Origin of the sequence: Gilliamella sp. ESL0254 (assembly GCF_013344985.1) — a bacterium.
In the GTDB taxonomy this organism is placed as follows: domain Bacteria; phylum Pseudomonadota; class Gammaproteobacteria; order Enterobacterales; family Orbaceae; genus Gilliamella; species Gilliamella bombicola.
Genome location: NZ_JAAEDU010000004.1, coordinates 17,660 through 44,484, shown reverse-complemented (window position 1 = coordinate 44,484; position 26,825 = coordinate 17,660). Strand labels below are relative to the sequence as shown.

General features: G+C 36.6%; 21 protein-coding genes. 3 read left to right on the top strand and 18 right to left on the bottom strand.

The genetic code is table 11. The features are described 5' to 3' along the window. Positions 1–63 precede the first annotated feature (63 nt). A complete protein-coding gene (locus GYX25_RS09320; protein WP_174787237.1) occupies positions 64–1,023 on the top strand; it encodes an aminoimidazole riboside kinase in 960 nt (319 codons plus the stop codon). Between the two features lie 107 nt (positions 1,024–1,130). On the opposite strand, the gene ispC is transcribed toward GYX25_RS09320, so the two are convergent. From ispC to GYX25_RS09295, 5 genes are all read right to left on the bottom strand, one after another. Continuing rightward, entirely contained in the window at positions 1,131–2,309 is a 1,179-nt protein-coding gene (gene ispC / locus GYX25_RS09315; RefSeq protein WP_174787236.1) for a 1-deoxy-D-xylulose-5-phosphate reductoisomerase, read from the bottom strand. Between the two features lies 1 nt (position 2,310). Next, positions 2,311–3,072, bottom strand: coding sequence for a DNA-binding transcriptional repressor DeoR (deoR, locus tag GYX25_RS09310; protein WP_174787235.1), 762 nt, complete (start codon positions 3,070–3,072; stop codon positions 2,311–2,313). Between the two features lie 57 nt (positions 3,073–3,129). Then, a complete protein-coding gene (deoC, locus tag GYX25_RS09305) occupies positions 3,130–3,795 on the bottom strand; it encodes a deoxyribose-phosphate aldolase (protein ID WP_085247635.1) in 666 nt (221 codons plus the stop codon). Positions 3,796–4,610: 815 nt separating this feature from the next. After that, the gene (locus GYX25_RS09300) at positions 4,611–6,128 is read right to left on the bottom strand and encodes a hypothetical protein (protein ID WP_238786098.1); all 1,518 of its coding nucleotides are present in this window, start codon (positions 6,126–6,128) and stop codon (positions 4,611–4,613) included. Positions 6,129–6,811: 683 nt separating this feature from the next. Further along, the gene (locus GYX25_RS09295; RefSeq protein ID WP_091349263.1) at positions 6,812–8,341 is read right to left on the bottom strand and encodes a hypothetical protein; all 1,530 of its coding nucleotides are present in this window, start codon (positions 8,339–8,341) and stop codon (positions 6,812–6,814) included. Positions 8,342–8,950: 609 nt separating this feature from the next. Between GYX25_RS09295 and GYX25_RS09290 the strand changes: the two genes are divergently transcribed. Next, positions 8,951–9,826: a LysR substrate-binding domain-containing protein gene (locus GYX25_RS09290; RefSeq protein ID WP_174787283.1), complete on the top strand. Its 876-nt coding sequence runs from the start codon at positions 8,951–8,953 to the stop codon at positions 9,824–9,826. 98 nt (positions 9,827–9,924) lie between these two features. On the opposite strand, the gene GYX25_RS09285 is transcribed toward GYX25_RS09290, so the two are convergent. From GYX25_RS09285 to miaB, 13 genes are all read right to left on the bottom strand, one after another. Further along, positions 9,925–10,995, bottom strand: a complete 1,071-nt coding sequence (locus GYX25_RS09285; protein WP_085247634.1) for an alpha/beta hydrolase — start codon at positions 10,993–10,995, stop codon at positions 9,925–9,927. 69 nt (positions 10,996–11,064) lie between these two features. Beyond that, the gene (locus tag GYX25_RS09280; protein ID WP_174787233.1) at positions 11,065–12,270 is read right to left on the bottom strand and encodes an MFS transporter; all 1,206 of its coding nucleotides are present in this window, start codon (positions 12,268–12,270) and stop codon (positions 11,065–11,067) included. Between the two features lie 448 nt (positions 12,271–12,718). After that, a complete protein-coding gene (gene frr / locus GYX25_RS09275; RefSeq protein WP_065587087.1) occupies positions 12,719–13,276 on the bottom strand; it encodes a ribosome recycling factor in 558 nt (185 codons plus the stop codon). A gap of 29 nt (positions 13,277–13,305) precedes the next feature. Further along, positions 13,306–14,040 carry a UMP kinase gene (gene pyrH, locus GYX25_RS09270; protein WP_091349251.1) on the bottom strand — a complete coding sequence of 245 codons (735 nt, stop codon included), beginning with the start codon at positions 14,038–14,040 and terminating at the stop codon, positions 13,306–13,308. Between the two features lie 119 nt (positions 14,041–14,159). After that, positions 14,160–15,017, bottom strand: coding sequence for a translation elongation factor Ts (gene tsf / locus GYX25_RS09265; RefSeq protein WP_174787232.1), 858 nt, complete (start codon positions 15,015–15,017; stop codon positions 14,160–14,162). Between the two features lie 88 nt (positions 15,018–15,105). Further along, positions 15,106–15,843 carry a 30S ribosomal protein S2 gene (rpsB, locus tag GYX25_RS09260; protein ID WP_065560530.1) on the bottom strand — a complete coding sequence of 246 codons (738 nt, stop codon included), beginning with the start codon at positions 15,841–15,843 and terminating at the stop codon, positions 15,106–15,108. Between the two features lie 476 nt (positions 15,844–16,319). After that, positions 16,320–17,462: a T6SS immunity protein Tli4 family protein gene (locus GYX25_RS09255; protein WP_174787231.1), complete on the bottom strand. Its 1,143-nt coding sequence runs from the start codon at positions 17,460–17,462 to the stop codon at positions 16,320–16,322. A gap of 434 nt (positions 17,463–17,896) precedes the next feature. Next, positions 17,897–19,078 carry a serine hydrolase gene (locus GYX25_RS09250; protein WP_174787230.1) on the bottom strand — a complete coding sequence of 394 codons (1,182 nt, stop codon included), beginning with the start codon at positions 19,076–19,078 and terminating at the stop codon, positions 17,897–17,899. Between the two features lie 14 nt (positions 19,079–19,092). After that, complete coding sequence (mrdB, locus tag GYX25_RS09245; protein ID WP_238786097.1) at positions 19,093–20,199, bottom strand: peptidoglycan glycosyltransferase MrdB; 1,107 nt, start codon at positions 20,197–20,199, stop codon at positions 19,093–19,095. Between the two features lie 2 nt (positions 20,200–20,201). Continuing rightward, the gene (gene mrdA, locus GYX25_RS09240; RefSeq protein ID WP_091349239.1) at positions 20,202–22,151 is read right to left on the bottom strand and encodes a penicillin-binding protein 2; all 1,950 of its coding nucleotides are present in this window, start codon (positions 22,149–22,151) and stop codon (positions 20,202–20,204) included. A 10-nt stretch (positions 22,152–22,161) separates the two neighbouring features. Next, positions 22,162–23,184, bottom strand: a complete 1,023-nt coding sequence (locus GYX25_RS09235; protein ID WP_091349236.1) for a PhoH family protein — start codon at positions 23,182–23,184, stop codon at positions 22,162–22,164. A 24-nt stretch (positions 23,185–23,208) separates the two neighbouring features. Beyond that, on the bottom strand, positions 23,209–23,688 hold the full coding sequence (locus GYX25_RS09230) for a hypothetical protein (protein WP_091349232.1): 480 nt from the start codon (positions 23,686–23,688) through the stop codon (positions 23,209–23,211). Positions 23,689–23,783: 95 nt separating this feature from the next. Beyond that, on the bottom strand, positions 23,784–25,211 hold the full coding sequence (gene miaB / locus GYX25_RS09225) for a tRNA (N6-isopentenyl adenosine(37)-C2)-methylthiotransferase MiaB (protein ID WP_091349229.1): 1,428 nt from the start codon (positions 25,209–25,211) through the stop codon (positions 23,784–23,786). A gap of 377 nt (positions 25,212–25,588) precedes the next feature. On the opposite strand from miaB, the gene GYX25_RS09220 reads away from it, so the two are divergent. Then, on the top strand, positions 25,589–26,824 hold the full coding sequence (locus tag GYX25_RS09220) for an N-acetylmuramoyl-L-alanine amidase (protein ID WP_091349227.1): 1,236 nt from the start codon (positions 25,589–25,591) through the stop codon (positions 26,822–26,824). Position 26,825: the final 1 nt, after the last annotated feature.

The following is a 26,825-nucleotide window of genomic DNA, read 5'->3' as shown; positions in this document are numbered from 1 at the left end:
CTTATTTATACAAAAACCAAAATATATTCACTGAATTTAACTAACCACAAATTGAGTCATAAAATGAATAATACTAAAGTTTGGTCTCTTGGAGATGCTGTTATTGATTTATTGCCATTTGGTGATATGAATTATAAAGCTTGTGCTGGCGGCGCACCGGCTAATGTCGCAATTGGTATTGCAAAATTGGGGCTACCCTCCGCTTTTATTGGTCGTGTGGGGAATGATCCCTTTGGTCATTTTATGGAAAAAACGTTCCTTGAATATCATGTGGATTGCCAAAGCCTTGAAAAGGACGAACACTATAAAACAAGTACTGTTGTTGTTGATTTAGGTCAAAATGGGGAGCGAAGTTTTACTTTTCTTGTTTCACCTTCTGCTGATCAATTTTTGTCTCAGCAAGCGATACCTGATTTTAACCAAGATATTTTACATTTTTGCTCTTTGGCACTCGTTGGTCACACTTGTCGGCAAACGCTTAAAACAGCCATTGAAAATCTTACCGCTAAAAATGGATTAATTAGCTTTGATGTTAACTTGCGTGAGCAGATGTGGGCAAATAAAGATGAAATGCGCACAACTATTACTCAATTTTGTCATGATGCCGATATCCTTAAACTATCAGATGAAGAATTATTTTGGCTGACGCAATGCAATGACTGGCATGAAGCATTAAGTAAACTACAACAACACTATAAAGCACCATTAAAGTTAATCACTAAAGGTAAAGATGGCAGTATTGTATTATGGCAAGGTAAAACTTTTTCGTTTGATTCGTACCAAGTAAATAGTATTGATACCACCGGTGCGGGTGATGCCTTTGTAGCAGGGCTACTTAGTAGTATTGCTTCATCAGGAATGCCTGAAGATAAACTCATGTTAGAAAGCATGATGACGATAGCTAGTGCTTGCGGTGCCTTAGCGACTACCCAAAAAGGCGCGTTAACAGCACTACCCGATAGCACATTTTTACAATCATTTATTAGCGATAATCCAACATTAACGGCTAAACAAATCGCTTAGTCAAGAAAAGCATGAATAAGGGCAGCCAACCACATTTTCAAAATAAAATTGTGCTCAGCTGCCCTTATTGCCTATTTAACTCACTGTTTATAAAAATCAAATCGCGTTTAGTGCTCGCCACATTGCGATCTTGCCCACTGATCAATTATAAAAACTTCGTCAATGGTGGTTGGCTCAGGAAAAGCTAATTGATCTAATACTTTTGCTACATTTTTGGCAATATCCATAAAACCAATTTTATGTTGCAAAAATGCTTCTACCGCAATTTCATTGGCTGCGTTAAGTGCCGTTGTGGCAGCTTGCCCTTGATTGGACGCTTCTATTGCCAGTTTTAAACAAGGATAACGATTAAAATCAGGCTGTTTAAACGTTAAAGCCGAAATTTGACAAAAATCCAAAGGTGGTACACTAGATGGAACACGATCGGGATAAGACATGGCATAAGCAATAGGTGTGCACATATCAGGCACCCCCAGTTCTGCCACCACACTACCATCTTGATAACGTACCATGGAGTGAATAATCGATTGCGGATGAATAATAATTTCCATTTCGTCAGCACTTGCATTAAATAACCAACGTGCTTCGATATACTCAAGTCCTTTGTTCATCATGGTTGCCGAATCCACAGAAATTTTTTTACCCATCGACCAATTAGGATGTGCAACCGCTTGCGCTGGCGTAACCGATGCAAGCTTATCTATTTCCCAATCGCGAAACGGCCCGCCAGAACCCGTTAAAACTATTTTAGTAATACCCTGTTCAGCCAAATTAGCAAAACCTAAATTATGCTGTACCGTCATTGGCAAACTTTGAAAAATCGCGTTATGTTCACTATCTACCGGTAACAGCTCAGCGCCATACTCTTTAACTGCTTGCATAAACAGATGCCCACAAGTCACAAGTGATTCTTTATTGGCAAGTAAAATACGTTTACCTTTTTTAATTGCCGCAAGGGTTGGTTTTAGCCCAGCAGCACCAACAATAGCGGCCATCACTTGCTCGACTTCGGGTAACTGCGCTAAATCACAAATGGCTTGCTCACCGCTTAACACTTCAATATCCAATTTTAGATTGGCAAGATTTGCTCTTAGCTCATCAGCTGCTTGTTCTGTTGCCATGGCAACATATTTAGGCTTAAATGCCAAACATTGCTCAGTCATTTTGGCTACATTATTGCCACCCACTAAGGCATATGCCTTAAACAGATGTGGATTTTGAGCAATAACCGCTAGCGTACTGCAACCAATTGAACCAGTCGAACCTAAAATTGTGATATTTTTCATATTAATACATTAGTTTTAAATTATGGTTATTGAAAAAAGAGATAAATTCCTTAGTGGGGACTTTATCGGTAATAATTTGATTAAACAGCGTTAATTCACTAATTAAAGCCGGTTTAACTTGACTAAATTTAGTATGATCGGCAATCAAAATACGCAGGTCAGATTGTTTCATGGCTTGCAACTTCATATCAAGTTCATCAAAATGATAACAAGTGACTCCTCGTGATATATCAACCCCAGCAGCGGAAATAAACGCTTTATTTGGGCAAATCGAATTTAATTGGCAATGCTGTCCAATAGAGGTAAAAATAGCATTATTAACCTGATAATAACCACCACATAAAATTGTCTTACAATTAGGTTTATTTTGTAATGCTAAAAATGCGTTTAATGAATAGCAGATAGCGGTAAAGGTTATTTCATCATCAATAGCATCAATGATAAAAGGGATTGTGGTACCGCAATCAAAAAAGACAGTATCATTTGCATAAACAAGTTTGCTGGCTAGTTTAGCAATATGTAGCTTTTCGTTAACTTGTTTATCTTGCTGATCTGAAACAAAATATTGCGTTGCTTGATAACGAGCTTCACTAACAATATAACCGCCTAAAACCGTTAATGATGTAGGAATATTATTTAAATCTCGTCGAATGGTCATTTCTGAAACCGCTAACAACTTAGCCGCCTGTTTTAAATGAACCTTATCTGTTTTTTTTAAAATTTGAATGAGGTCATTAATTCTTTTTTGCGATTGCGTTTCCATTCAGATTCCATCAATATCAATAAGCGACATAAAGTCGCTTATTGATAAGTTTATTGATTAATAACTGCTTGATGATGTGGTATCACCCGATACAATAGCAATGCCTGCGCTTGCACCTAAACGCGTTGCCCCAGCTTGAATCATTTTTTCAGCGGTTGCACGATCGCGAATACCACCCGATGCTTTAACACCCATCTCTTTACCTACAGTGTCGCGCATTAATTTAACATCCTCAACAGTTGCACCCGACACGCTAAAGCCAGTTGATGTTTTCACAAACGCAACGCCAATTTCTTTACAAATAGTACAAACTTTGACAATTTCTTCTTTGGTTAATAGACAGGTTTCTAAAATAACTTTTAATGGCACAACGCCACAAGCTTTAAATACTGCTTCAATATCATGTTTAACCGCATCGAAATCATTGCTTTTTAACCAACCTACATTAATAACCATATCGATTTCTTGAGCGCCAGCTTTAACCGCCATTTCGGTTTCGAACGCTTTAGCGCTAGTGAGCATGGCACCAAGTGGAAAGCCAACCACCGCACACACTTTTACATCACTGCCATTAAGTAAGCTTGCCGCTAAAGGTACATAGCCTGAATTTACACAAACCGAATAAAAATGATATTCCTTAGCTTCATCACAAAGCTTACGAATTTGATCTTCTGTCGCATTCATTGCGAGTAAAGTATGATCAATATACTTTGCATAATTCATAACGAGATCCTTAAAATGTCTTTGTAATAATGTTTAATTAAATATTGTTAGTATGTAAATAAATAGAGATGTTATAAAAATAACAAATATAGCTAAATGTTGTTATTTTTATAACATTATGGCGAAATTGTTTGAAATAGTACAGATAAAAATCTGTGTTTGAGTTTAAGCTTTTTTTGAAATAAGTAACATTTATGTCAACGCTTAGGTTTCGGCAAATTTTGATGCCGGAATGAGGCAAAGAAAATAATCCTTTGTTTTTTTGTTAAAAATATAAACAAAAAAACTTTAATAAAATCAATACATTTTCTGACCGATTTTTACTATGTTTTTTTATGGGTTGCCGTATGGTTGTCTTTTAACTTTGTTTTGAGGGCCAAGTCAGTTGGTGTATAACTAAAATCAAAAATCATTCGCACCCCAGTCGGGAAGTTGCAACCTAAGATGCGTATGTCGCTGATTTAGCCATATCCCCCTAACTTTCTTCCCTTTTATCAGCAAGCTTGCATGACAATTTTAGGTTGAAAGTCTTGGGTGATGAATAAATGCTGTGCTAGTAGTGCTCATTTTACTGTTAGGCATATTATGCCAAGTATTTAATTGATTCCATTCATTAAATTAACACCACTATTTCAAAGTACACAACAAACACTTATCCCACCAACTGCTTGGTTATTCTTATTTGTTTTATATTCACTCCCAATCTTATTAACTCGGCGCTTCACAGTACGGGGGCGCTGTTGTTTGTTAGATTATTCTCTATTTGCACCATAACCACCCCCGCTGCCCAAGGATTAAGGACTAAGATATAAAAGCTAAGGTGTGGTACAAAGGCCATAAAGGCTGTAACCGGCACTGAAGCTGTTAATGTCGCCGAGGTCCCAAGCGACAGTGAAGCTATTGCCACCTGAAGCGTCGCTCGTCCAGTAGATGTTGTCGACAAAACCCGCATCAGCGTAGTGGTAAAGGATGCCCCACTCCGTAAAAAACCCAGCACCTATGTGACGCTTGTAATGATTATTACTAGACGACGGCGTGGCACCTACTGCGCCTCGACACCAAAATCCTGAATGCCAACCAGAACAAACCGCATTAGTTAAATCCTTAACCTGTGGCGCACGATAACCCAAACGATTGCACCAAGATATTTGGTCAGACTGACTAGCGTCTTTATTACCCCGATGGACGAACCACTGCTTCAACACAAATCCATATTTAACCACCACATTATCCCTACTATCCCTACCCACCAACTCAAATGTCTGTGGCAAAGATGGCAATGGAGTAAGCGGACTAGGATTATCTGACCCTATCTGAGTACTATCAGCCCTAGGACCGCTTAACGTTACCCGTGCGACAACTTTTTCTCTATCAACACCAGGAATCCACCTATCATTAGCTGCTACACTTGTCACCGTAGCCGTTATTCCACCACGCGTGACCGGAGACCATGTCAACTGACTTCCATCCACTCCACCTATGAGCAAATCAAAATACAATCCATCGGCACCTGTAGTTGGAAAGTTTTGGTCGTAAGATAATGAATCATTTGACTGACTTAAAAAACCCTTTGTAAGAGACCATATGTTAGATGGGCCGGTGAAATCGTCTGTACCATAACTAAGATTTGGCCTTGTGTGACAAACAACAGGACCACCATACGGATTGATATAATATGTCACCGTCTGACCACTAAAATTGGTCCTATTAGGAACTCCGTACTGTGTTTGTAAATATCCCCCTGAACTACTTAAAGTTACCCTATAAGGAGCCTTACATATACTTAATGCATCGTTACGATTAACTGTATTGTCATCCTTATCCGTAAATGATACCGATATATTCCCCGATGCGGTAACTCCATTTGTTCCCTGTCCATCCCCATCATCATCTCCCCAATTACCCTGAACAACCAGATCATTCATACTAATTGAACTCTGTGACGACGGAACAACCATTGCTATATGACTTAAGTTACTCCCCACATACGGCAAAATTATCGGATTTGTCACACTTGATGGATTAGTAGATGGCGTGATTACCCGACCATCCTGCAACTTAATAAACAATAAACTGTCTGTATCTGTTACCTTTGTCCAACCACCGTCAAACATTAAATACGGCAGAGTACCTTCAATTACTCTTGATGTATGCGCCGTTAATGCCACAGAACTCTGTGTATATGACAACAACAGCACGAAGAACAGCGACAATCTAGGTAAGCTAAATGATCTAAGTAAGCTTGGTAACTTAAGTAAGATAGAAAAATTAGAAAAACTAAGCGAGCTAAGTAAAAAACCTAACCACGACGAACACCCCGACGACCTCGCCAAGCGCAATGAGTTTGATAATTTCGGTGATGAAAATAAGAACTGTGTCTGATTTCGACTACGGTGAAATTGAAAAAGATTTAGGGCGTAGGTTTGGCAGGCCAGATGCCAGATGCCATAAATGGTAGCGCATTTCGATCATCCTGTCAAGTAAATTTTTGTTTTATTTACATTTTTTGTAACTAACTGCTCGACTAACGAGCACTCCTTTGCTTTGAAAGCCCTTAAATTATAGCCGCTTGGTTAATAATGCGCTACTTTTTCCGTTAAAATTTTGTAAAGTTTTGTTAAAGTTTGAGTCAACATACGTTGGCGGGCTTTGGGGGAGGATTTTGGGTGGTGTTTTTTGACTAAAAAACACTGTATAAAAAATTTAATAAAATCAATATGTTTTCTGACTGATTTTTGGGCGGAAAATTAGGTCTTTTTTGGGTTTTGGTGAATAGAAGAAATTAAGTGCGCAGGTTTCGGACGTTTTGACCTTGGGTGGTCACAATAGCTATTTTATTCACCCAAAGTTAAAACGTCCGAAACCTTGCTGTACTATAAATAGACCACGAATTTAAACCGCTACAGCATAACCTTAAGGGAAATGCTCAACTTACGCGGGGGCTTTATTCTTTGATAAATTATCCTCTATCTGCACCATAACCGCCCCCGCGGGTCCAAAGACTAAGGTATAAAAGCTAAGGTGCGGTGCAAACAGCGTAACCACTGTAGTAAACGTAGCCGCTGCCGACGTGGCCGTTGTTTGAGTTGACACTGAAGACATTGCGACCTGTTGTGTCGCTTGTCCAGTCGATGGCGCCGGGGACGAAGCCCGCATCAGCGGAGTAGGTCATGTAGCCCCACTCCGTGAAAAAGCCAGCACCTATGTGACGCATGTAATAATTATCAGATGAGGATGGCAAGGCGCCAGAAATAGAAGGACTATCTGTTTTGACTGCATTAGTTAAATCACTTACACTAGCAAGACGATACCCCAAACTACTACACCAAGTGGATTGGTTGGACTGAGTATCGAGTTTACTACCCCGATTGACGAACCACTGCTTTAACACAAATCCATACCTCACCTCATTACCACGACTATCCCTGCCCACCAATTCAAAGGTCTGCGGCAAAGATGGCAACGGAGTAAGCGGACTAGGATTATTTGAGTTTATTTGAGTACTAATTGCCCTAGGACCGCTTAACTTAACTCGTGCGACAACTTTTCCTCTATCAACACTAGGAAGCCAATTATTATAAGCTATTACACTTGTCACCGTAGCCGTTATTCCACCACGAGTGACCGGAGACCACGTCAACTGACTTGCATCGACGCCACCTATGAGCAAATCAAAATACAACCCATTAGCACCCGTTGTAGGAAAATTTCGGCCGTAAGATGATGAATCATTTGACTGAGTTAAAAAACCCTTTGTAGGAGACCATATGTTAGCTGGGCCTGCGTAACGAGGTTCATCATTAGAATTGATGCCAGTAGTACCACCCAACAACAAATTAGGCCTTGCGTAACAAACACTAGGACTACTGTCATACGGATTAATATAATAATCCACCATAGCTCCACTAAAACTAGTCCTATTAGGAACTCCGTACTGTGTTTGTAAATAACCCCCTACACTACTTAAGGTTACCTTATAAGGAGCCTTACATTTATCTAATGCATCACTACGACTTACTGTATTACTATCCTTATCCGTAAACGATACCGATATACTCCCTGATGCGGTAACACCACCTGAACCTTGGCCATCTCCATCATCATCTCCCCAATAATTATACCTAGTGACTAAATCACTTAAATCCACTGAATTCACTGATGATGGGATTAACATATCTATATCTCCCAAAGTACTTCCTGCATAAGGTAATCTTATTGGATTTGTTGAACTTGATGGATTAGTTGATGGCGTAAGGGTAGTACCATCAGGCAACTCAATAGCCAGTAAACTCTCGGTTGAAGTTACCCTAGTTCGGCCTCCATCAAACGTCAAATACGGCGCAGAACCTTCAATAGTTTGTGATGTATAAACCGATAACGCCTGTACACTAAATGAAGAAAGTAATAACAAAGGTGATAAAAATATTGATGTCAGTAAGAATGCTAATAATTTCGCGAAATTCATAGGTAAAAATAAAGCTCGTGAGAAATTTTGATAACTGCAACTTTGATAACCCAAAAGATACGTTGAGTAATTACAATACATAACGACCCACCTTTTAAGTGAACTTTTTATAATAATTTTAGAATTATTTGCTTATTTAATTATCCGGACCTTTGTCCATTAAACAAAATTATATTCTGCATCAGAATAAACAACTAGCTTTTTTTTGTTGATTTTTGTAAAGTTTTGTATAGAAGCGATGTCTTGGAGAATGTTTTTTTGCGGTTGTTTTGAGTAAAAACAACCAAACAAAAAATTTAATAAAATCAGTATCTTTCCTGACCATTTTTTAACAAAAAACATCAAAAAATATTCAAGCAACATATTGATTTTATATATTTTTAGTTATCTCTTGCCTCCGCTTCATTCACTAATTGGCATTTAAAAAGCCACCTTAGAACACTCATCTGTGTAAGTCCAAGGCTTATTGGACTTTTTGCAAAATGCTCTATACCAATTAACTCGCTCGGCAATACTGAACAGTAATAAAGAGTAACCTATCCAACTTAAGTGATTTGTGATAAAACATCTGATGATTTTTAAAAGATTATGTTAATAATGAAAAGTAGGCACACTTCATTTTCTGGCATAGCATCTTTTAAATATAAAATTTGAAGAATTGTTAAACAAGAATAATGGGAAAGGAAAATGATAGATATAAAAATTTTACGTTATTTTCTTGCGCTTGCTAAAGAAGAAAGTATTACCGCTGCCGCTAACCATTTGCATTTAACTCAACCTACCTTATCTCGTCAACTCATGGAGTTAGAACAAACGCTTGGCACCCCCCTATTTATTCGCGGCAGTAGGCGAATTACCTTGACCGATGAAGGAATACGATTACGTAAACGTGCCGAGGAGATACTGGAACTTGTGCATAAAACAGAAGAAGAGTTTCAAGCAACCAACGAAAGTATTGGTGGTGATATTTATATTGGTTGTGGTGAAACCGATGCAATGAAGTTGGTAGTAAATGTTATTAAATCAATGCAAGATGTATACCCTCATATCCGAATCCATATTTATAGTGGTAATGCAAATGATGTCACCGAACGTATTGATAAGGGATTACTTGATTTTGGTGTGTTAATTGAACCAACTCATCTAACAAAATATGAATCATTGTGCCTTCCTCAACAAGATACGTGGGGAGTATTGATGAGAAAAGATTGTGCGTTGGCAAACCTTGAGGTCATTTCTCCATCTGATTTATGGTCATTACCACTGATTGTTTCCCAACAAAAATATGTTAGTGATAGCATTGAACAATGGTTTAAACGAAACTATGACAAATTAAATATTATTGCAACATATAACTTAATATTTAATGCCGCATTAATGGTTGAACAACATATTGGGTATGCCTTGTGTTTAGATAAACTGATTAATACAGCGGGCGATAACCCACTTTGTTTTAGACCTTTATATCCAAAATTAAAAGTGGATGTGAATATTGTCTGGAAAAAATATCATGTATTTTCTAAAGCTGCTGAACTGTTTTTAAAACAGCTAAAAGAAAATTTTTGATATTCATCTGCTATTTTATAATGATGAGCAAAAGTAAGGGAGCAACATAAATTCTTACTCCCTTTGCTATGGGACAACATTTCATTAAAAATTAGTGGCTATTTTAAATGCGTTTTAAAAAAGGTTGTTAATTTATCAAAAGGGATTAAATCGATTCGATCATAAAGATCAACATGCCCAGCTCCTTTTACATAATAAAGTTCTTTCGGTTCTATCGCGCGGTTATAAGCGTCTTCACTGAACTCTTTAGAATGAGCCTGATCACCTGTGATAAATAACATTGGTCGTGGTGAAATGGTATCAATATCGTTAAATGGATAGAAATTCATAAATTTTACATTACTGGTTAATGTTGGATGAGTCGTTAGTTCTGGCGTTGAACTTGCAGGCGTATATTCACCACGAGGCGTACGATAAAAATCGTAAAATTCATGGGCAATTGGACCATCTTCTGGTTTGAGTTGCCCTTTATTAACCGTACCACTTGTATATAATGTCTGCCCCCCAGAAAATTCAACATAACGTTGTTCTGCCGCCTGTTTAATAATCTGCTTTCGCTGTTCAAGTGTTAACGAGTGGTGAAGAGCATGGCGATTGGCTGACCCCATATCATACATACTTACCGTCGCAATGGCTTTTAAACGTGGATCAATTTTAGCGGCACTAATAACAAAACTACCACTACCACAAACACCAATTACGCCAATATTGTGACGATCCACAAAAGTTTGAGTACCTAAATAATCAACTGCCGCACTGAAATCTTCTGCATACATATCGGGCAATACAACATTACGTGGCTGCCCCTCACTCTCGCCCCAAAAAGATAAGTCAATGGCTAATGTAATAAAGCCTTGTTCAGCCATTTTAGTCGCATATAAATTGGCACTTTGTTCTTTAACTGCACCCATTGGGTGTCCAACAATAATGGCTGGATATTTATTTTTTGGATCAAGCGTTTTAGGCATAAACAAATTTCCAACCACGTTCATTTTATATTGATTTAGAAAACTCACTTTTTGCATAGTGACATTATCGCTTTGATAAAAATTATTCGCATTATTAGACATATCGGCTCCCATTACTGATGGTGATAAAAATAACCCAAAAAGACTTAAAAAGACGATTAAAGCAGTGCTATCTTTGAAATAAAATAAAACCTTTTTCATTAATGTGATCCCTTTAATAAGTAAATGTTAATTCGATATTATCAAGCAATAAATAGTTAAAAATTATTACTATGCAATACGATTTCCTGTTACACGAGTAAATAATCGAAAACAGAGATGAGTTAATATCAAGGCACATAAAAAAATAAGTGCAGCACTAAAAAATATGCCTAGTATCCCTTGATGATCAAAGATGATTCCTCCCATTGCCGCTGCCAATCCAATAGAAAACTGAATCGCCGCAACAGATAATCCACCCATCATTTCGGCTTTATCAGCAAGTGTACGTACAATCCAAGTAGACCAACCCACCGGAATAAAACCAAACATAAATCCCCAAGCAATAACAAGTAACATGTTGAATTTTATATTTTTATCGATAAACATTAAAATAATAGCAAGCATCAATAAAATAAAATGAATAACTATCATCGTTATTTTAAATTGTTTACCCATCACAAAACCCGCAATAACGGTGCCAATACAATTAGCAATGCCAAATAGAAGTAAAAGCGTAGAGAGAGTTTTTGTTTTTAAGGCAAGATTATGTTCTAAAAATGGTCTTAAATATGTGAAAAATATATGATATCCCCCATAACTAAATATCGTGGCTACTATTCCTATCGTTATCCAGCTTTGTTTTAAGAGAAAAAACATATTGTTAAAACTATTACCTTGCTGTGCAGGTAAAGTAGGCAATGCTATAAATTGCCAAATAAAGGCAATAACCCCCAGTAATGCCGATAACAAAAAGATATTTCGCCAACCAATCAGATTGCCTAAATAGCTTGCTAATGGTAGCGAAATAATCGTTGCCACTGAAACACCAGCATAGATAATGCTTAATGCACGAGATATATCTTTTGCCGGTACAAGTTGTAGCGTTACCGCTGAAGCCATAGACCAAAAGCCACCAACACATATCCCCAATATGCAGCGCCCTATCAATAGAATGATATAATTAGGGGTAAATGCGACCAATATATTAGCAATCACCAATAAAATAGAGAGCGTTAATAATACTAACCGTCTATTTATTTTTTTTGTTAATGGCGCCAATGTCAAACTTGCAATAACAGCAAAAATACCCACAGCAGTGACCGTTTGCCCTGCCATTCCTTCAGTAATATTTAATGTTTGTGCAATAGGCGTTAACAAACTAATAGGAATAAACTCAGCCACAATAAGACTGGTTACCCCCATAAATAATGAAAAAACAGCAGACCAATGGGATGTTTTTTCTGGTTCTCCCTGACACGATAATAGTGTTTTCATTACATAAAGTACCTTTTATTCAACTAGCTCTATAGCGGCATTAACGTTGAAACCTTGGTCAGTAAAATGCCTCTAAACAAAAAACCAACTTATCTATATAGATAAAATCAGAGCGGATAAAACAAGCAGAAATAGTTTAAATAGCTAACTTCAAAAAAGTATAGGCACTTCATCAATCTATGTAAAATACTTATATTTTATAGTTAGATATGCCTTAAAAGCATAAATTGTTTTTTGTAATTTAGATTGAATTATATTTTTTAAAAAATAATTCATATAGTTAAACATTTACATTGAAAGGTTTGTTGTGAAAATTGATTTTTAGATTAGGTATATTTTGCGTGTTGTATTTTATAGCTATTCACTTCAAAATTAGAAAACTATTGGAATAAAAAACGCTCTGCTTTATAAAACAGAGCGTTTGGAAGGAAAGGGAAAAATAGAAGAATTAGAATTCCATTAACTCTTTTTCTTTATCGGCAAGCACTGCATCTAATTTTTTAATTGCGGCATCTGTCGCTTTTTGGATTAAATCTTGTGCTTTACGCTCATCATCTTCTGAAATTTCTTTATCTTTTAGTAACGCTTTTATTTGATCGTTGGCATCACGGCGAATATTACGGATAGATACTCGACCTTGTTCCGCTTCGTTACGAACAATTTTAGTCAAATCACGACGGCGTTCTTCTGTTAATGGTGGCAATGGTACACGAATAACGGTACCTGCTGATGCTGGGTTTAACCCTAAATCAGACGTTAAAATTGCTTTTTCAATAGCAGGAGTTAATGATTTATCAAATACTGTGATAGCTAGCGTTCTTGCATCTTCAGCAACGATGTTAGCTAGTTGACGCAGTGGCGTTGGACTGCCGTAATATTCAACCATAATGCCATCTAATAAACTTGGTGATGCACGACCGGTTCGAACTTTAGAAATATGATTTTGAAACGCATCAATGCTTTTTTCCATGCGCGTTTGCGCTTCTTTTTGAATCTCGTTTAACATAATAAAAGCCTTATTTAAAATAAAGATAATTAACTGGTTACTGTTGCCTTGTTATTAATTAATGTCCCTTCTTGTTCACCTAAAATAACACGACGCAATGCACCAGGTTTATTCATATTAAAGACACAAATGGGTAGATTATGATCTCTTGCTAATGTGAATGCAGCTAAATCCATCACTTTAAGTTCATCATCAAGCACTTTATCATAATTTAATGTTTTATAAAGTGTTGCTGTTGGATCTTTAACAGGATCGGCTGAATAAACACCATCAACTTTGGTAGCTTTTAAAACAACATCAGCTTCAATTTCAATACCACGTAAACATGCTGCTGAATCGGTGGTAAAAAATGGATTGCCTGTTCCAGCAGACAAAATAACGACTCTACCATGACGAAGCAAACTAATTGCTTCGGTCCAGCGATAATCATCACATACACCGTTTAATGGAATGGCTGACATTAAACGGGCATTAACTTCAATTCGGTGCAGCGCATCGCGCATCGCAAGACCATTCATTACAGTTGCTAGCATCCCCATATGATCGCCAACAACACGGTTCATCCCTGCTTTAGCAAGCCCTGCACCCCGAAATAGATTACCGCCCCCAATAACAACAGCAACTTGAACATTCATTTCAATTAGTTCTTTGATTTCTTGCGCCATGCGATCTAGAACGGTTGCATCAATACCAAAACCTTCGTCACCTTGTAGTGCTTCGCCACTGAGTTTAAGAAGAATACGTTTATAGAAAGGGGTCACCATATTGAAGTCTCACTATTTCGTTGTTTTATTACTCAATAAGCTAAAAAATTAGCCTATAGTAATTTTAAAATATTTTGTAGATAAACAAAACCGCCTTAACGGCGGTTTTTTTGAAACGATTAAGATTGTTTCGATATTGCAGCAACTTCTGCAGCAAAGTCAACTTCGACTTTTTCAATACCTTCACCCACTTCAAAACGGATGAATGAAGCAACTGCTGCTTTTTTCTCTTTTAATAAGTCGCCAACTGTTTTTGCAGGATCCATAACAAATGGTTGTCCAGTTAGTGATACTTCACCAGTGAACTTACGCATACGGCCTTCAACCATTTTTTCAGCGATTTCACGTGGTTTACCTGATTGCATTGCGATATCGATTTGAATGTTACGTTCATGTTCAACCACATCAGCTGGAACATCGCTTGGATCAACATATTCTGGTTTGCTTGCAGCAATGTGCATTGCAATATGTTTAACTAATTCATCATCAGCGCCATTAGCTGCGACTAATACACCAATACGCGCACCGTGTTGGTAACTACCCACAACATCACCAGCGATTTGAGCAACGCGACGGATACCGATGTTTTCACCAATTTTAGCAACTAACGCTGTACGTTCTTCTTCAAATTTAGCTTGCAGTGCAGCAATATCGCTAGTGCGATCAGTTAATGCTGCTTCAGCAACTTTATCACTAAATGCTAAGAAGCCTGCATCTTTCGCAACAAAGTCTGTTTCACAGTTTACTTCTAAGATAACACCAAATTTTTTATCAGCAGAGATTTTAGAAATAATAACACCTTCAGCCGCAACACGACCCGCTTTTTTAGCAGCTTTTGCTTGACCTGATTTACGCATGTTGTCAATTGCAAGTTCGATATCGCCATTAGCTTCAACTAATGCCTTTTTACATTCCATCATACCTGCGCCTGTTCTTTCGCGCAGTTCTTTTACCATAGAAGCGGTAACTTCAGCCATTTTTTAATCCTCTATTTAACCATTGTGATGATTTTCATTAGAATGGGTCGATATTACTAAATATCGACCCTGAAAATATTTGAGTTTATTACTCTGCTGCTGGAGCTTCTTCTACGAAGCTTTCTTCAGATACTGGAGATTGGTTTTGCTCACGACCAGAACGCACTGCTTCAGCAACCGCATTTGCATATAATTGAATTGCACGGATTGCATCATCATTACCTGGTACGATGTAATCAATTCCATCAGGATCTGAGTTAGTATCAACAATAGCAATGACTGGAATACCTAAATTGTTAGCTTCTTTGATAGCGATATGTTCGTGGTCTGCACCAATCACAAAAATCACATCAGGTAAGCCACCCATATTTTTAATTCCGCCCAAGCTATTTTCTAATTTAGCCATTTCACGAGCACGCATTAGTGCTTCTTTTTTGGTTAATTTATCGAATGTACCATCACTAGCTTGTGTTTCTAAATCTTTTAAGCGTTTGATTGATTGACGTACTGTTTTCCAGTTAGTCAACATACCACCTAACCAACGGTGATTAACATAGTATTGTCCACAACTTTCAGCTGCTTGTTTAATTGCTTCGCTAGCTGCACGCTTTGTACCAACAAATAAAATTTTACCTTTACGAGCGGCAATCTTGTTTAATTCAGCTAATGCTTCGTTGAATAATGGTACTGTTTTTTCAAGATTGATAATATGAACTTTGTTGCGTGCACCAAAAATAAATGGTTTCATTTTTGGGTTCCAATAACGAGTTTGGTGTCCAAAGTGTACACCCGCTTGTAACATATCGCGCATTGATACTGTAGTCATGATTTCCTCATTTTGACGTTGGGGTTATGCCTCCACATATCCGCTTTAACCGACCTAATTACACAAGGTAAAAGGCACCCCGGAAAAGTGTAATAATATGTGTGTGTTATAACGTTAATTAATCATTAAATTTAATGCTTTTATTCGTCATTACTTTCGCAAAAAAATAATGTCAAATGTAGCGCGCGTTTTATACCATAAATAGTATAAGATTACCAGCTTTATTTCTATTTATAGACTGTTAGCGAAGCTAATTAACGTTATTTAGATGTAGGTAAGTTTTGTAACTATCTCTTAAAATAGTACAGCAGGCAAATCAATTAAATAGGTACCAATACAGCGTGTTGCTCTCTTTTCTAATAACTTATTTACTTGTTGCTGTTGTGTTGATGATAATTTGATCATACGAATATCTTGGTTAAAGATCTGATAACAGATTAAAACGATCAGCACCAACAATAAGACCACAGTAATATTTATTCATTTTCAAAAGAGCTTTCCCTTATTCTAATGCTATTAGTGATTTCTCGCCAAAACACCATTAATTGTTCTTCGCTATACGCCTGTCTAGGATCCAAAGGGATTTTGTAGAACATTTCTACCCGTAATCGAGGCGTTTTATATGTCGGATCTGTTACATGAATGCCTAAAGTAAAAATATAACCGAACTTGTCAGCATTAAATCCAAAATCGTCTTCAAAATATTTACCTTTAACCACCCACTCTTCTAATTTTAAGCTATTACTCTCACGAGTACCTTTATAAATGGTATAACCATCCCCTTGTGTAAAATAAGCTTCAGGTTTATCAAGTAGTGCATAATCGCTTGCAAAATCATTAAATTCAAAATAGAAAGAAAAATCTTCAATACTATCATGCCAATAACCATAATTCATATCTTTCCATTCGCGATCTTCTCCTTGCATAAAACTGTTAAACATGCAAAACCCAGGTGTTGTTGGGATAGTTAAATCATCGCGTGGCTGAATTCGTTCAAACAGTTTATACAGCTCAGTTAATTTTTGGGGCACGTTATTACCATAGGATTCAGGCTTAATTTGCCTATCTTTAGCATATTGTTCGCCTAGGCCATTTTTTGCTTTCATTTCGATCTTTAACGTTACTTCATCTTGCCAGCGATAACCTTCTAACACTCTAAGAATATCAGCAGTACCAATACTTTCCATACGTTCAAAAATAATACCTTGCATCTTTTCTGGGTCATTTGTATCTACGGGATAAATGGCCTTTAAATAATCACCATCCACTGGATCAACTGGTTTAGTATTTTTCAACTCTTGCTCACGCCTAGCTATCATCTGTTTAAAGGGGGGTAAATATTGTTGCTTTGTGGTAATGGTCACATCATGATTACTTTTATAATCAAAGTTCCCCTTTTTTTTGACTTTAAATTCAGCAGGCAAATCAATTAAATAGGTACCAATACAGCGTGTTGCTCTCTTTTCTAATAACTTATTTACTTGTTGCTGTTGTGTTGGTGATAATTTGATCATGCGAATATCTTGGTTAAAGATCTGATAACAGATTAAAACGATCAGCACCAACAAACCAACAATAAGACCGAAATAATATTTATAAAATTTAGTTAAATTAATCATTTATTTTTACCTTATACATAATGTCAACAATGGCTCGAAGGGTGAATTCTCGACTGATTTTACTTTTATAAGAGGGCCCATGTCCAACAGGTAGTTGTATATAAGCAAAAAACTGATTGATATTAGCTGATAAATTTACTGTGATGATGGTAGGTTCTATCACTATATTGGTATACTAATATTAGCGATAATTCTGTATTATCTGGTTCTTCATAAAGTATTGATATCCATACCGAATAATCTATTACTGACTCAGTATTTAAATCCCAACGTTGAATATGGCTTCCAGCAGTTCGTCGTCATAGATGAGTGTTTTAGGTAAGTAGATATGCGTTAAATAGTGGCGATAATTAGGGCATTGCTGTTCTAAGTTTTGCATTACTTCATCAAAGGTCGTTCTGTAAGCGAACGCTTACAGAACAATGATAATAAAACTAGCTAAATAACTTATGGCATTGTAGGCAGATCCAATCCCATACTCCACCAAAGAATCCTGTTTCTTCAATATCTTGTAAAGCAACAAGCGGTTGTTCGTTAATGACTTTTCCATCTAATAAAAACTGCATTTTACCTACCGCATTACCTTTGGTGATAGGTGCATAGATGTAATCATCAATTTTATATTCGACTTGTACATCAGCCGCACGTCCTTTTGGTACGGTAATAAATGCGCCATTAACTGCACCCAGTTGGATTTTGTTTTGGTCGCCATACCAGATGGTTTCGGTAGCGACTGGAGTTCCAGCCTTAACAGGGTTTGCGGTTTCAAAGAAACGGAATCCCCAAACTAATAACTTTTTACTTTCTTCTTCACGACCTTTAAAAGTGCGACCACCCAGTACCGCTGAAATTAAACGAGTATTGCCATCAACCGCTGAAGCAACTAAATTGTAACCTGCTGCATTGGTGTGTCCTGTTTTGATGCCATCTACATTTAATGTGGTATCCCAAAGTAATCCATTTCGATTAAGTTGGGGTTTTGATAGAGTATAGGTAAATTCTTTTTCTTTATAAATAGAATATTCTTCAGGTAAGTCACGAATTAAGGCCTGCCCTAAATATGCCATATCTTTGGCTGTGGTGTATTGGCCCGGGGCATCAAGTCCATGTACAGTTTCAAAATGGGTATGATTTAGTCCAATTTTTTTGGCGTAATCATTCATTAAGTTAACAAAAGCACCTTGGCTACCAGCAACATGTTCTGCCATGGCGATACACGCATCGTTACCTGATTGAATAATAATACCTTTGTTAAGATCGGAAACGGAAACTGTTTTACCGACTTCTAAAAACATTAGTGACGACCCTTTTAATACAGGGTTACCCGTTGCCCAAGCATCTTTACTAACAACAACCATATCATCATTTTTTATGCGACCTGATTGCAATGCTTGCCCAACGACATAACTAGTCATCATTTTAGTTAAACTTGCAGGATCACGCTGTTGCTCGGCATTATACTGCGCTAAAATTTCGCCTGATTTTGCATCAATTAAAATATAAGCTTCTGCATCTAATTGCGGAATAGCTGGAATAGGAAAAGCCATTTCAGCCGATGCAGATGAACAAATAGCAAGCGCTAATAAAGCAAAAGATAATTTAAATTTACTTTTCATTTATTTAAATTCCGTCAAATATTTTTAGATAACATGTATCGATGAGTATGAATAGACATCATAATGCCAAAACTTGCCATTAATACGACTAAAGATGAGCCACCATAGCTTATTAGCGGTAATGGTACACCAACTACAGGTAAGATTCCACTGACCATACCAATATTAATAAACATATAAATAAAAAATACTAAAATAAGTCCACCAGAAAGGATCCGTCCAAAGGTTGTTTGCGCCTGTGCAGCAATAAACATCCCTCGTACAATTAAACATAAAAACAGAATTAATAAAATAATAGAGCCAATAAAACCAAATTCTTCAGCGATAACTGAAAAGATAAAATCGGTATGTCGTTCTGGTAAAAATTCAAGTTGCGATTGTGTGCCTTCAAGCCAACCTTTACCCCATATACCACCTGACCCAATTGCTGTTTTAGATTGAATAATATGATAGCCAGCTCCGTTTGGATCAAGTTCAGGATTAATGAGCATAAGTACACGTTTTTGCTGGTAATCGTGCATTAAGCAGAACCACATAATCGGTAAAAATATAGCAATTAAAATAAGCGCAATAAGAATATAACGCCAGTTTATGCCTGCTAAAAAGATAATAAAAATACCAGACATGGTTATCAAAATAGCAGTTCCTAAATCGGGTTGCATAGCAACCAGTAATGTTGGTACGCCAATAATAGCAAGTGTTTGTAGCGTGGTTTTTAATGGCGGTGGGCATCCATCACGATGAATAAATTTAGCAACCATTAATGGTACGGCAATTTTAGCTATTTCAGAGGGTTGGAACCGTAATACACCTAAATCTAACCAACGCTGTGCGCCTTTACTTGTGTAACCAAAAATGTCCACAAGTAATAAAATTAAAATACAAAAAACATATAGATACGGTGCCCATTTTTCATAAGTTCTGGGTGAAAACTGCGCCAACACAATCATTACAACAAAACCAAGCAATATTTGTATTGCTCGCTTTTGTATCATATCAATACTTTGCCCTGTTGCACTCCAAAGAATATAAAGGCTATAAGCAAGCAATAATGTAGTAAATAAAAAGAACAGGGGATCGATATGTATTTTTTGCCAAAAACTTTTTTTGATATTATTCATCATTAGTCCTCTATTCCTGTATTGGATGATGATTCATCAAGCTCTGTTGAATTATTGCCTAAAAGGTAAAAATCCAATATTTTACGCGCTACCGCACCACCGTTCGAGCTACCGCCACCACCATTTTCTAAAACAATGGCTAAGGCTATTTTTGGCTTATCATATGGAGCGTAAGCAATAAATAAGGCATGATCGCGCAGACGCTCCGGAATTTTATGGGCATTATAGATCTCGTCTTGCTTTAAACCATAAACTTGTGCTGTGCCCGATTTACCTGCTGCCTGATATTTTGCATCAGCATAAACTTTGCGGGCAGTTCCTCGTGATCCAAACATGACTCGGTGCATTCCTTCTTTAGCAAGTGACCAATAAGTTGGATTGACATCAACTAAGCTATTTTTTTCGATATAATTATCTGAATCAACCTGTGGTTGGTGTTCACTAGAGTTTAAAATATCGCTCTTTTTATATAATAAAAAATGTGGTGTGTAAGTTTTACCATTATTGATCAAGGTCGTTAATGCTTTCGCCATTTGGATTGGGGTTGCAGTCCAATAGCCTTGTCCTATGCCAACTGGAATAGTATCACCTTGTAACCAAGATTTTTTATGTCGCTTCATTTTCCATTCACGGCTCGGCATAACCGCTCGTGTTTCTTCGTTTGGTGATATATCAATGCCTGTTCGTTCACCATAACCAAACTTTGTCATCCATAAATTTAAACGATCAATGCCCATGTCATAAGCAACTTGATAAAAGTAAGTATCAACTGATTCTTCAATTGCCTTTAATACATCAACACGACCATGTCCCCATTTAAGCCAGTCTCGATAACGGCGTTCAGTACCAGGTAATTGCCACCAACCGGGATCATTAACCACGCTTTTTGGTGAAATAACACCTTCACTTAAAGCCGCAATAGAAATAAAAGGTTTCACTGTCGAAGCGGGCGGATAAGCACCCAGTAAAGCCCGATTAAAAAGAGGCTTACTTGGATCTTTAAGCAATTCGCTATATTTAGCACTTGATATCCCACCTACAAATGGATTGGAATCATAGCTTGGGCTAGAAACCAAGGCTAAAATCTCACCATTATTCGGATCAATAGCAACTACAGCCGCTTTGCGTCCAGCTAGTAATTGCTCAATATAAAGCTGCAATTTAAGGTTGATAGACAAATAGATATCCTCACCAGCTTGCGGCGGATGTTGATTTAGTTGGCGAACAATACGGCCTCGGCTGTTGACTTCAACCTTTTCATAACCCGGTGTTCCGTGTAATACTTCTTCGTAGTACTTTTCAATACCCATTTTGCCGATGTTAAACGTTGCTACATAATCGCTAGTCTTATTTTCATCTTCTAAACGCTGTTTATCTTGGCTGTTAATTTTAGAAATATAGCCAAGAATATGCGTCAGTGATGCACCATAAGGATAATAACGATGCTGTATACCAACAATGGAAACAAACGGAAAACGATGTTGATCTACAACAAAACGAGCTATTTGTTTTTCGGTCAAATTATCTTTTAATGGTACCGGACGATGAGCTCTATAGTTGCGACGTTCTTTTTGAAAAGTTTCAATATCTTCATCAGTCAAATCAACAATTTTTTTTAATTCCTCTAATTGTTCATTGAGGTTTTTAGTTTTATCGGGAATGATATTTAATTGGTAAGTAATATTATTAATCGCTAATGGCGTACCATTACGATCATAAATCATGCCACGATTTGGTGGAATAGGGATAATTTCGATGCGATTATCATTAGATTTCGTAGTGTAATAACCATAATTCAAAATCTGTAAATCAGCTAATTTTGTAATCAATACGACAATCAAAATAATAATTACAATAAAAGAAAACAGTGCTCGGCGTAAAAACAAGTTTGCTTCAGCTGAATGATCTCGAATATTAGTTTTCTTTTTTTTACTTGAGATAGGGGTAATCATACTCTTTCTACTAAATGCTTTTTTCTATTTGTGGCTTATGTTGCTGTTCTTCCCATTTTTCATAAGCGTTAACAATTTTAGCAACCACTGGATGACGTACCACATCTTCGCTATTGAAAAAATTAAAGCTGATTTCATCAACTTTGCTTAACACTTCAATCGCATGGCGTAAACCCGATTTTTGATGACGAGGTAAATCAATTTGGGTGATGTCGCCTGTGATGACCGCTTTTGAATTAAAGCCAATACGAGTTAGGAACATTTTCATTTGTTCTATTGTGGTATTTTGGCTTTCATCAAGAATAATAAACGCATCATTTAGCGTTCGCCCGCGCATATAGGCAAGTGGAGCTACTTCAATCACACTTTTTTCAATTAGTTTTTCGACTTTTTCAAAGCCAAGCATTTCAAATAAGGCATCATAAAGTGGACGTAAGTAAGGATCCACTTTTTGGCTTAAATCGCCCGGCAAAAATCCTAACTTTTCACCCGCTTCAACGGCTGGACGGGTTAGTACAATACGACGAATTTGTTGCTTTTCAAGGGCATCAACTGCGGCAGCTACCGCTAAATAAGTTTTACCTGTTCCAGCAGGTCCAATACCAAATGAAATATCATAATCTAAAACATGAGCAATATATTGTGCTTGGTTCGCTGTTCGGGGTTTTATCACACCTCGTTTAGTTTTGATCATCACTAACTTTCCACCTTGATGATCAATATAAGCAGGTAAGTGTTCACTTACTTTTTCAAGCACACCTGTTTCTTTAATAGCTAAATGAATTTGCTCAGGTTCAACATCAATAATTTTATCTTTTATTTTGGTTTGTTTATAAAGAGACTGCAAAATATCACCAGCAGCTTTAACACAAAGCTGCTCACCAGTTATTGAAAATAGATTACCTCGGTGATTAATTTCTATACCAAGTCTGCGTTCTAACTGTTTAATATTGTCATTATAAGGACCACAAAGACTATTAAGCCGATGATTGTCGGCTGGTTCAAGCATGGTTTCATGTGTCGTAATATTCAAATGTAAGTCCTCAAATAATTAATTTTAACCGCTAATACGCCCTTCGCATAAAGAACACTTTTCAACACCTTTTAAAAAGTCCATTTTACACTGATGGCAAGAAACGATGTTTCCTTTAACAACATTATTAACTGCGTTTGTTGATTGTTGTTCATCAAATCCTTGTGCTTTTAATTTATTGACTAACATTGAAATAGGTGTTCCGCTTTTTAACTCTTGCTCAACATATGATGCAATTTGTTCTTCAAATGTTGGTGGTACATATTCGAGCACCTTTTCGTTGTAATCATTATTGCATTCATTACACTTTATATAACGTCCTAATGTTTCGTAACTAAAAATAGGAATAAAAAATAGCGTAAAATATTTTGCGATTTTTATTTGTGTATATTTTTGTTTTTTTTCGTCGGTAGTGGTGTTTTGTTGCGAACAGCAATTTGGGCAATTAAATTGTCCACTACGTTCGTTAACTTCTCTTCCGCGAGTTCCAAATATTATAAACATATTATTCCCCTTTTCCTTAAATTCATCTGTAAGTTATTTTATTATTTTATAAAAATTATAAAAGCCACTCTCATTGTGGCTTAATGATTATTACTTTAAGGTTGATAGATCCCAACCCCTAACTCGTTTTCTTTACGAGTGCGTGAAATAACTGACATTGGCGATTCACTAACACGTAAATCCATTTCATCTTCAGTACGAACAACTCTACCACGCAATGAATTTGGATAAACATCAGTAATTTCAACGTCAACAAACTTACCTATCATCTCAGGGCGACCTTCAAAATTAACAATTCGATTGTTTTCTGTTCGACCGGTTAATTCCATAAGATCTTTTTTGGATGGACCTTCAACTAAAATACGCTGTACAGTATTTAACATACGACGACTAAATTGCATGGCTTGCTGATTGATTCGTTCTTGAAGAATGTAAAGGCGTTGCTTCTTCTCTTCTTCTGATACATTATCTTCCATTTCAGCAGCAGGAGTACCTGGGCGCGATGAATAAACAAAGCTATAACTTAAATCAAAATTGACATCAGCAATCAGTTTCATTGTTTGTTCAAAATCTTCTTGTGTTTCACCCGGGAAACCGACAATAAAATCCGAACTAATTTGAATATCAGGGCGCACTTTGCGTAATTTTCGAATAATGGATTTATATTCAAGCGCAGTATGCGTACGTTTCATTAAGTTTAATACACGATCTGATCCACTTTGTACTGGCAAATGTAAAAAATTAACTAGCTCTGGCGTATCACGATAAACATCAATAATATCATCAGTAAACTCAATTGGATGACTGGTTGTAAAGCGAATACGATCGATACCGTCAATGGCTGCAACTAAGCGTAATAACTCAGCAAAGGAACAAATATCACCATCAAACGTAGGTCCACGATAAGCATTAACATTTTGACCTAATAAATTAACTTCACGCACACCTTGTTCAGCCAATTGCGCAATTTCATAAATGACATCATCACAAGGTCTGCTGACCTCTTCACCTCGGGTGTAAGGCACTACACAGTAAGTACAATATTTATTACATCCTTCCATAATCGACACAAATGCAGTTGGACCTTCGCTACGAGGTTCAGGTAGACGATCAAATTTTTCAATTTCAGGAAAGCTTACATCAACCACATGATTGTTGTTACCACTGCGAATCTGTTCAATCATTTCAGGTAAGCGGTGAAAAGTTTGTGGTCCAAAAATAATATCTACAAATGGCGCACGTTTACGAATTTGAGCACCTTCTTGTGAAGCAACACAACCACCAACACCAATGATGATATTTTTATTATGTTGTTTAAGGTTTTTCCAACGACCTAATTGATGAAAGACCTTTTCTTGGGCTTTTTCCCGAATAGAACAAGTGTTAAGTAATAATATATCCGCTTCTTCAGCATTGTCTGTTAAGGTTAAACCATGGGTGGATTCAAGGAGATCAGCCATTTTTGTTGAGTCATACTCATTCATTTGGCAGCCCCAAGTTTTGATATGTAATTTTTTGCTCATCAATAACTCAGCTATATTTAATTGTTAAAATGAAAACGGGTTTAAATCCGCGATTTTAGCGAGCCATATTGTAAACTGTTGTGATTGTAGGGTCTATAATAAATTAAAAAAGTGACACCACAAAACAAGGCTTATTTTGATAACGTTGAATAAAGACTGTAAAAATGGGTTCAATAAATAGTTATTAACAATATTAAATATAAAACAATAATTTAATTTAAGATTTTTTATTGGAATATTAAAAATGAACAAATAGATTAAAAAGGTTTATTTATTTACTAAAAAACAACCAATTATAATCATCATTCTTTTTTAATATCTCTTTATTTTATGTTATTATCCGCGGCTAATAAGATCACAAATAAAGTGTTTAAGATATGACAAAAACATTTAGTTCAACAAAACGCCTTTTTATAAAAGGTATTATTGCTACATGTTTATTATCTGTCACTCGTGTTGGCTTTGCAGCAACCAAAGCCCAAGTTGTTGCTGTTCGTGTTTGGCCTTCATCAACTTATACTCGAATTACGTTAGAATCTAATATTAGTTTGAACTATAAGAGTACTTCACTTTTTAATCCAAATAGGATCGTTATCGATATTGATAATATCGATTTAACCCCTACTTTAAAAACGATTTCATCAAAAGTATTAAGTCACGATCCTTTTATAAAATCAATTCGTGTTCTTAAATTAGATGCTAAAACAATCAGAATTATGATCGAGTTGAAGCAAGGAGTTGAACCTAATACTTTTACATTGTCACCTATTGCTGAATTTAAACATCGTTTAGTGATGGATCTTTATCCATCAAAATCTTTTTCAAAAGAAGAAGACGACCCTTTACTTACGCTATTAGAAGAATATAAAGCAGGCAATCTTAGTAAAAAACAAGCACAGATCAAAACCCCAACCAATAAAAAGAAAAATGCACCTGTTATTGTTATGCTTGATCCTGGCCATGGTGGTGAAGATCCTGGGGCAATCGGTTACAGTAGAACCCGAGAAAAAGATATTGTTTTGCAAATAGCACGTCGTACTTATAACTTACTTAAAAAAGAACCGAATATTAAAGTCTATATGACTCGTAATGAAGATGTGTTTATTCCATTAAAAGTACGAGTTGCTAAAGCGCGGTCACTGCATGCAGATCTATTTATTTCTATTCATGCCGATGCTTTTGCTAACCGTTCAGTCGGTGGTTCGTCTGTTTTTGCATTATCAACTCGTGGAGCAAGTAGTTCGGCAGCAAGCTATTTAGCGCAAACTCAAAACAAGTCTGATCAGATTGGTGGCGTTAGCCGTAGTGGCGATAAATATTTAGATAATACTATTTTAGACTTAGTTCAAAAAACAACGTTAAGTAATGGTATATTATTGGGTAATGCTATTTTAAATCGTATGAAAAAAGTAAATAAAATGCATAAACCATCGCTTGAAAAGGCTGGATTTGCAGTGTTAAAAGCGCCGGATATCCCATCAGTTTTAGTCGAAACAGCCTTTATTAGTAATATCAATGAAGAAAGAAAATTAAAGACTGCTTCGTTCCAAAATCAAGTGTCTAAATCAATCGTTGATGGTATTAAAGATTACTTAAAAAACCGTAAAAATTAAA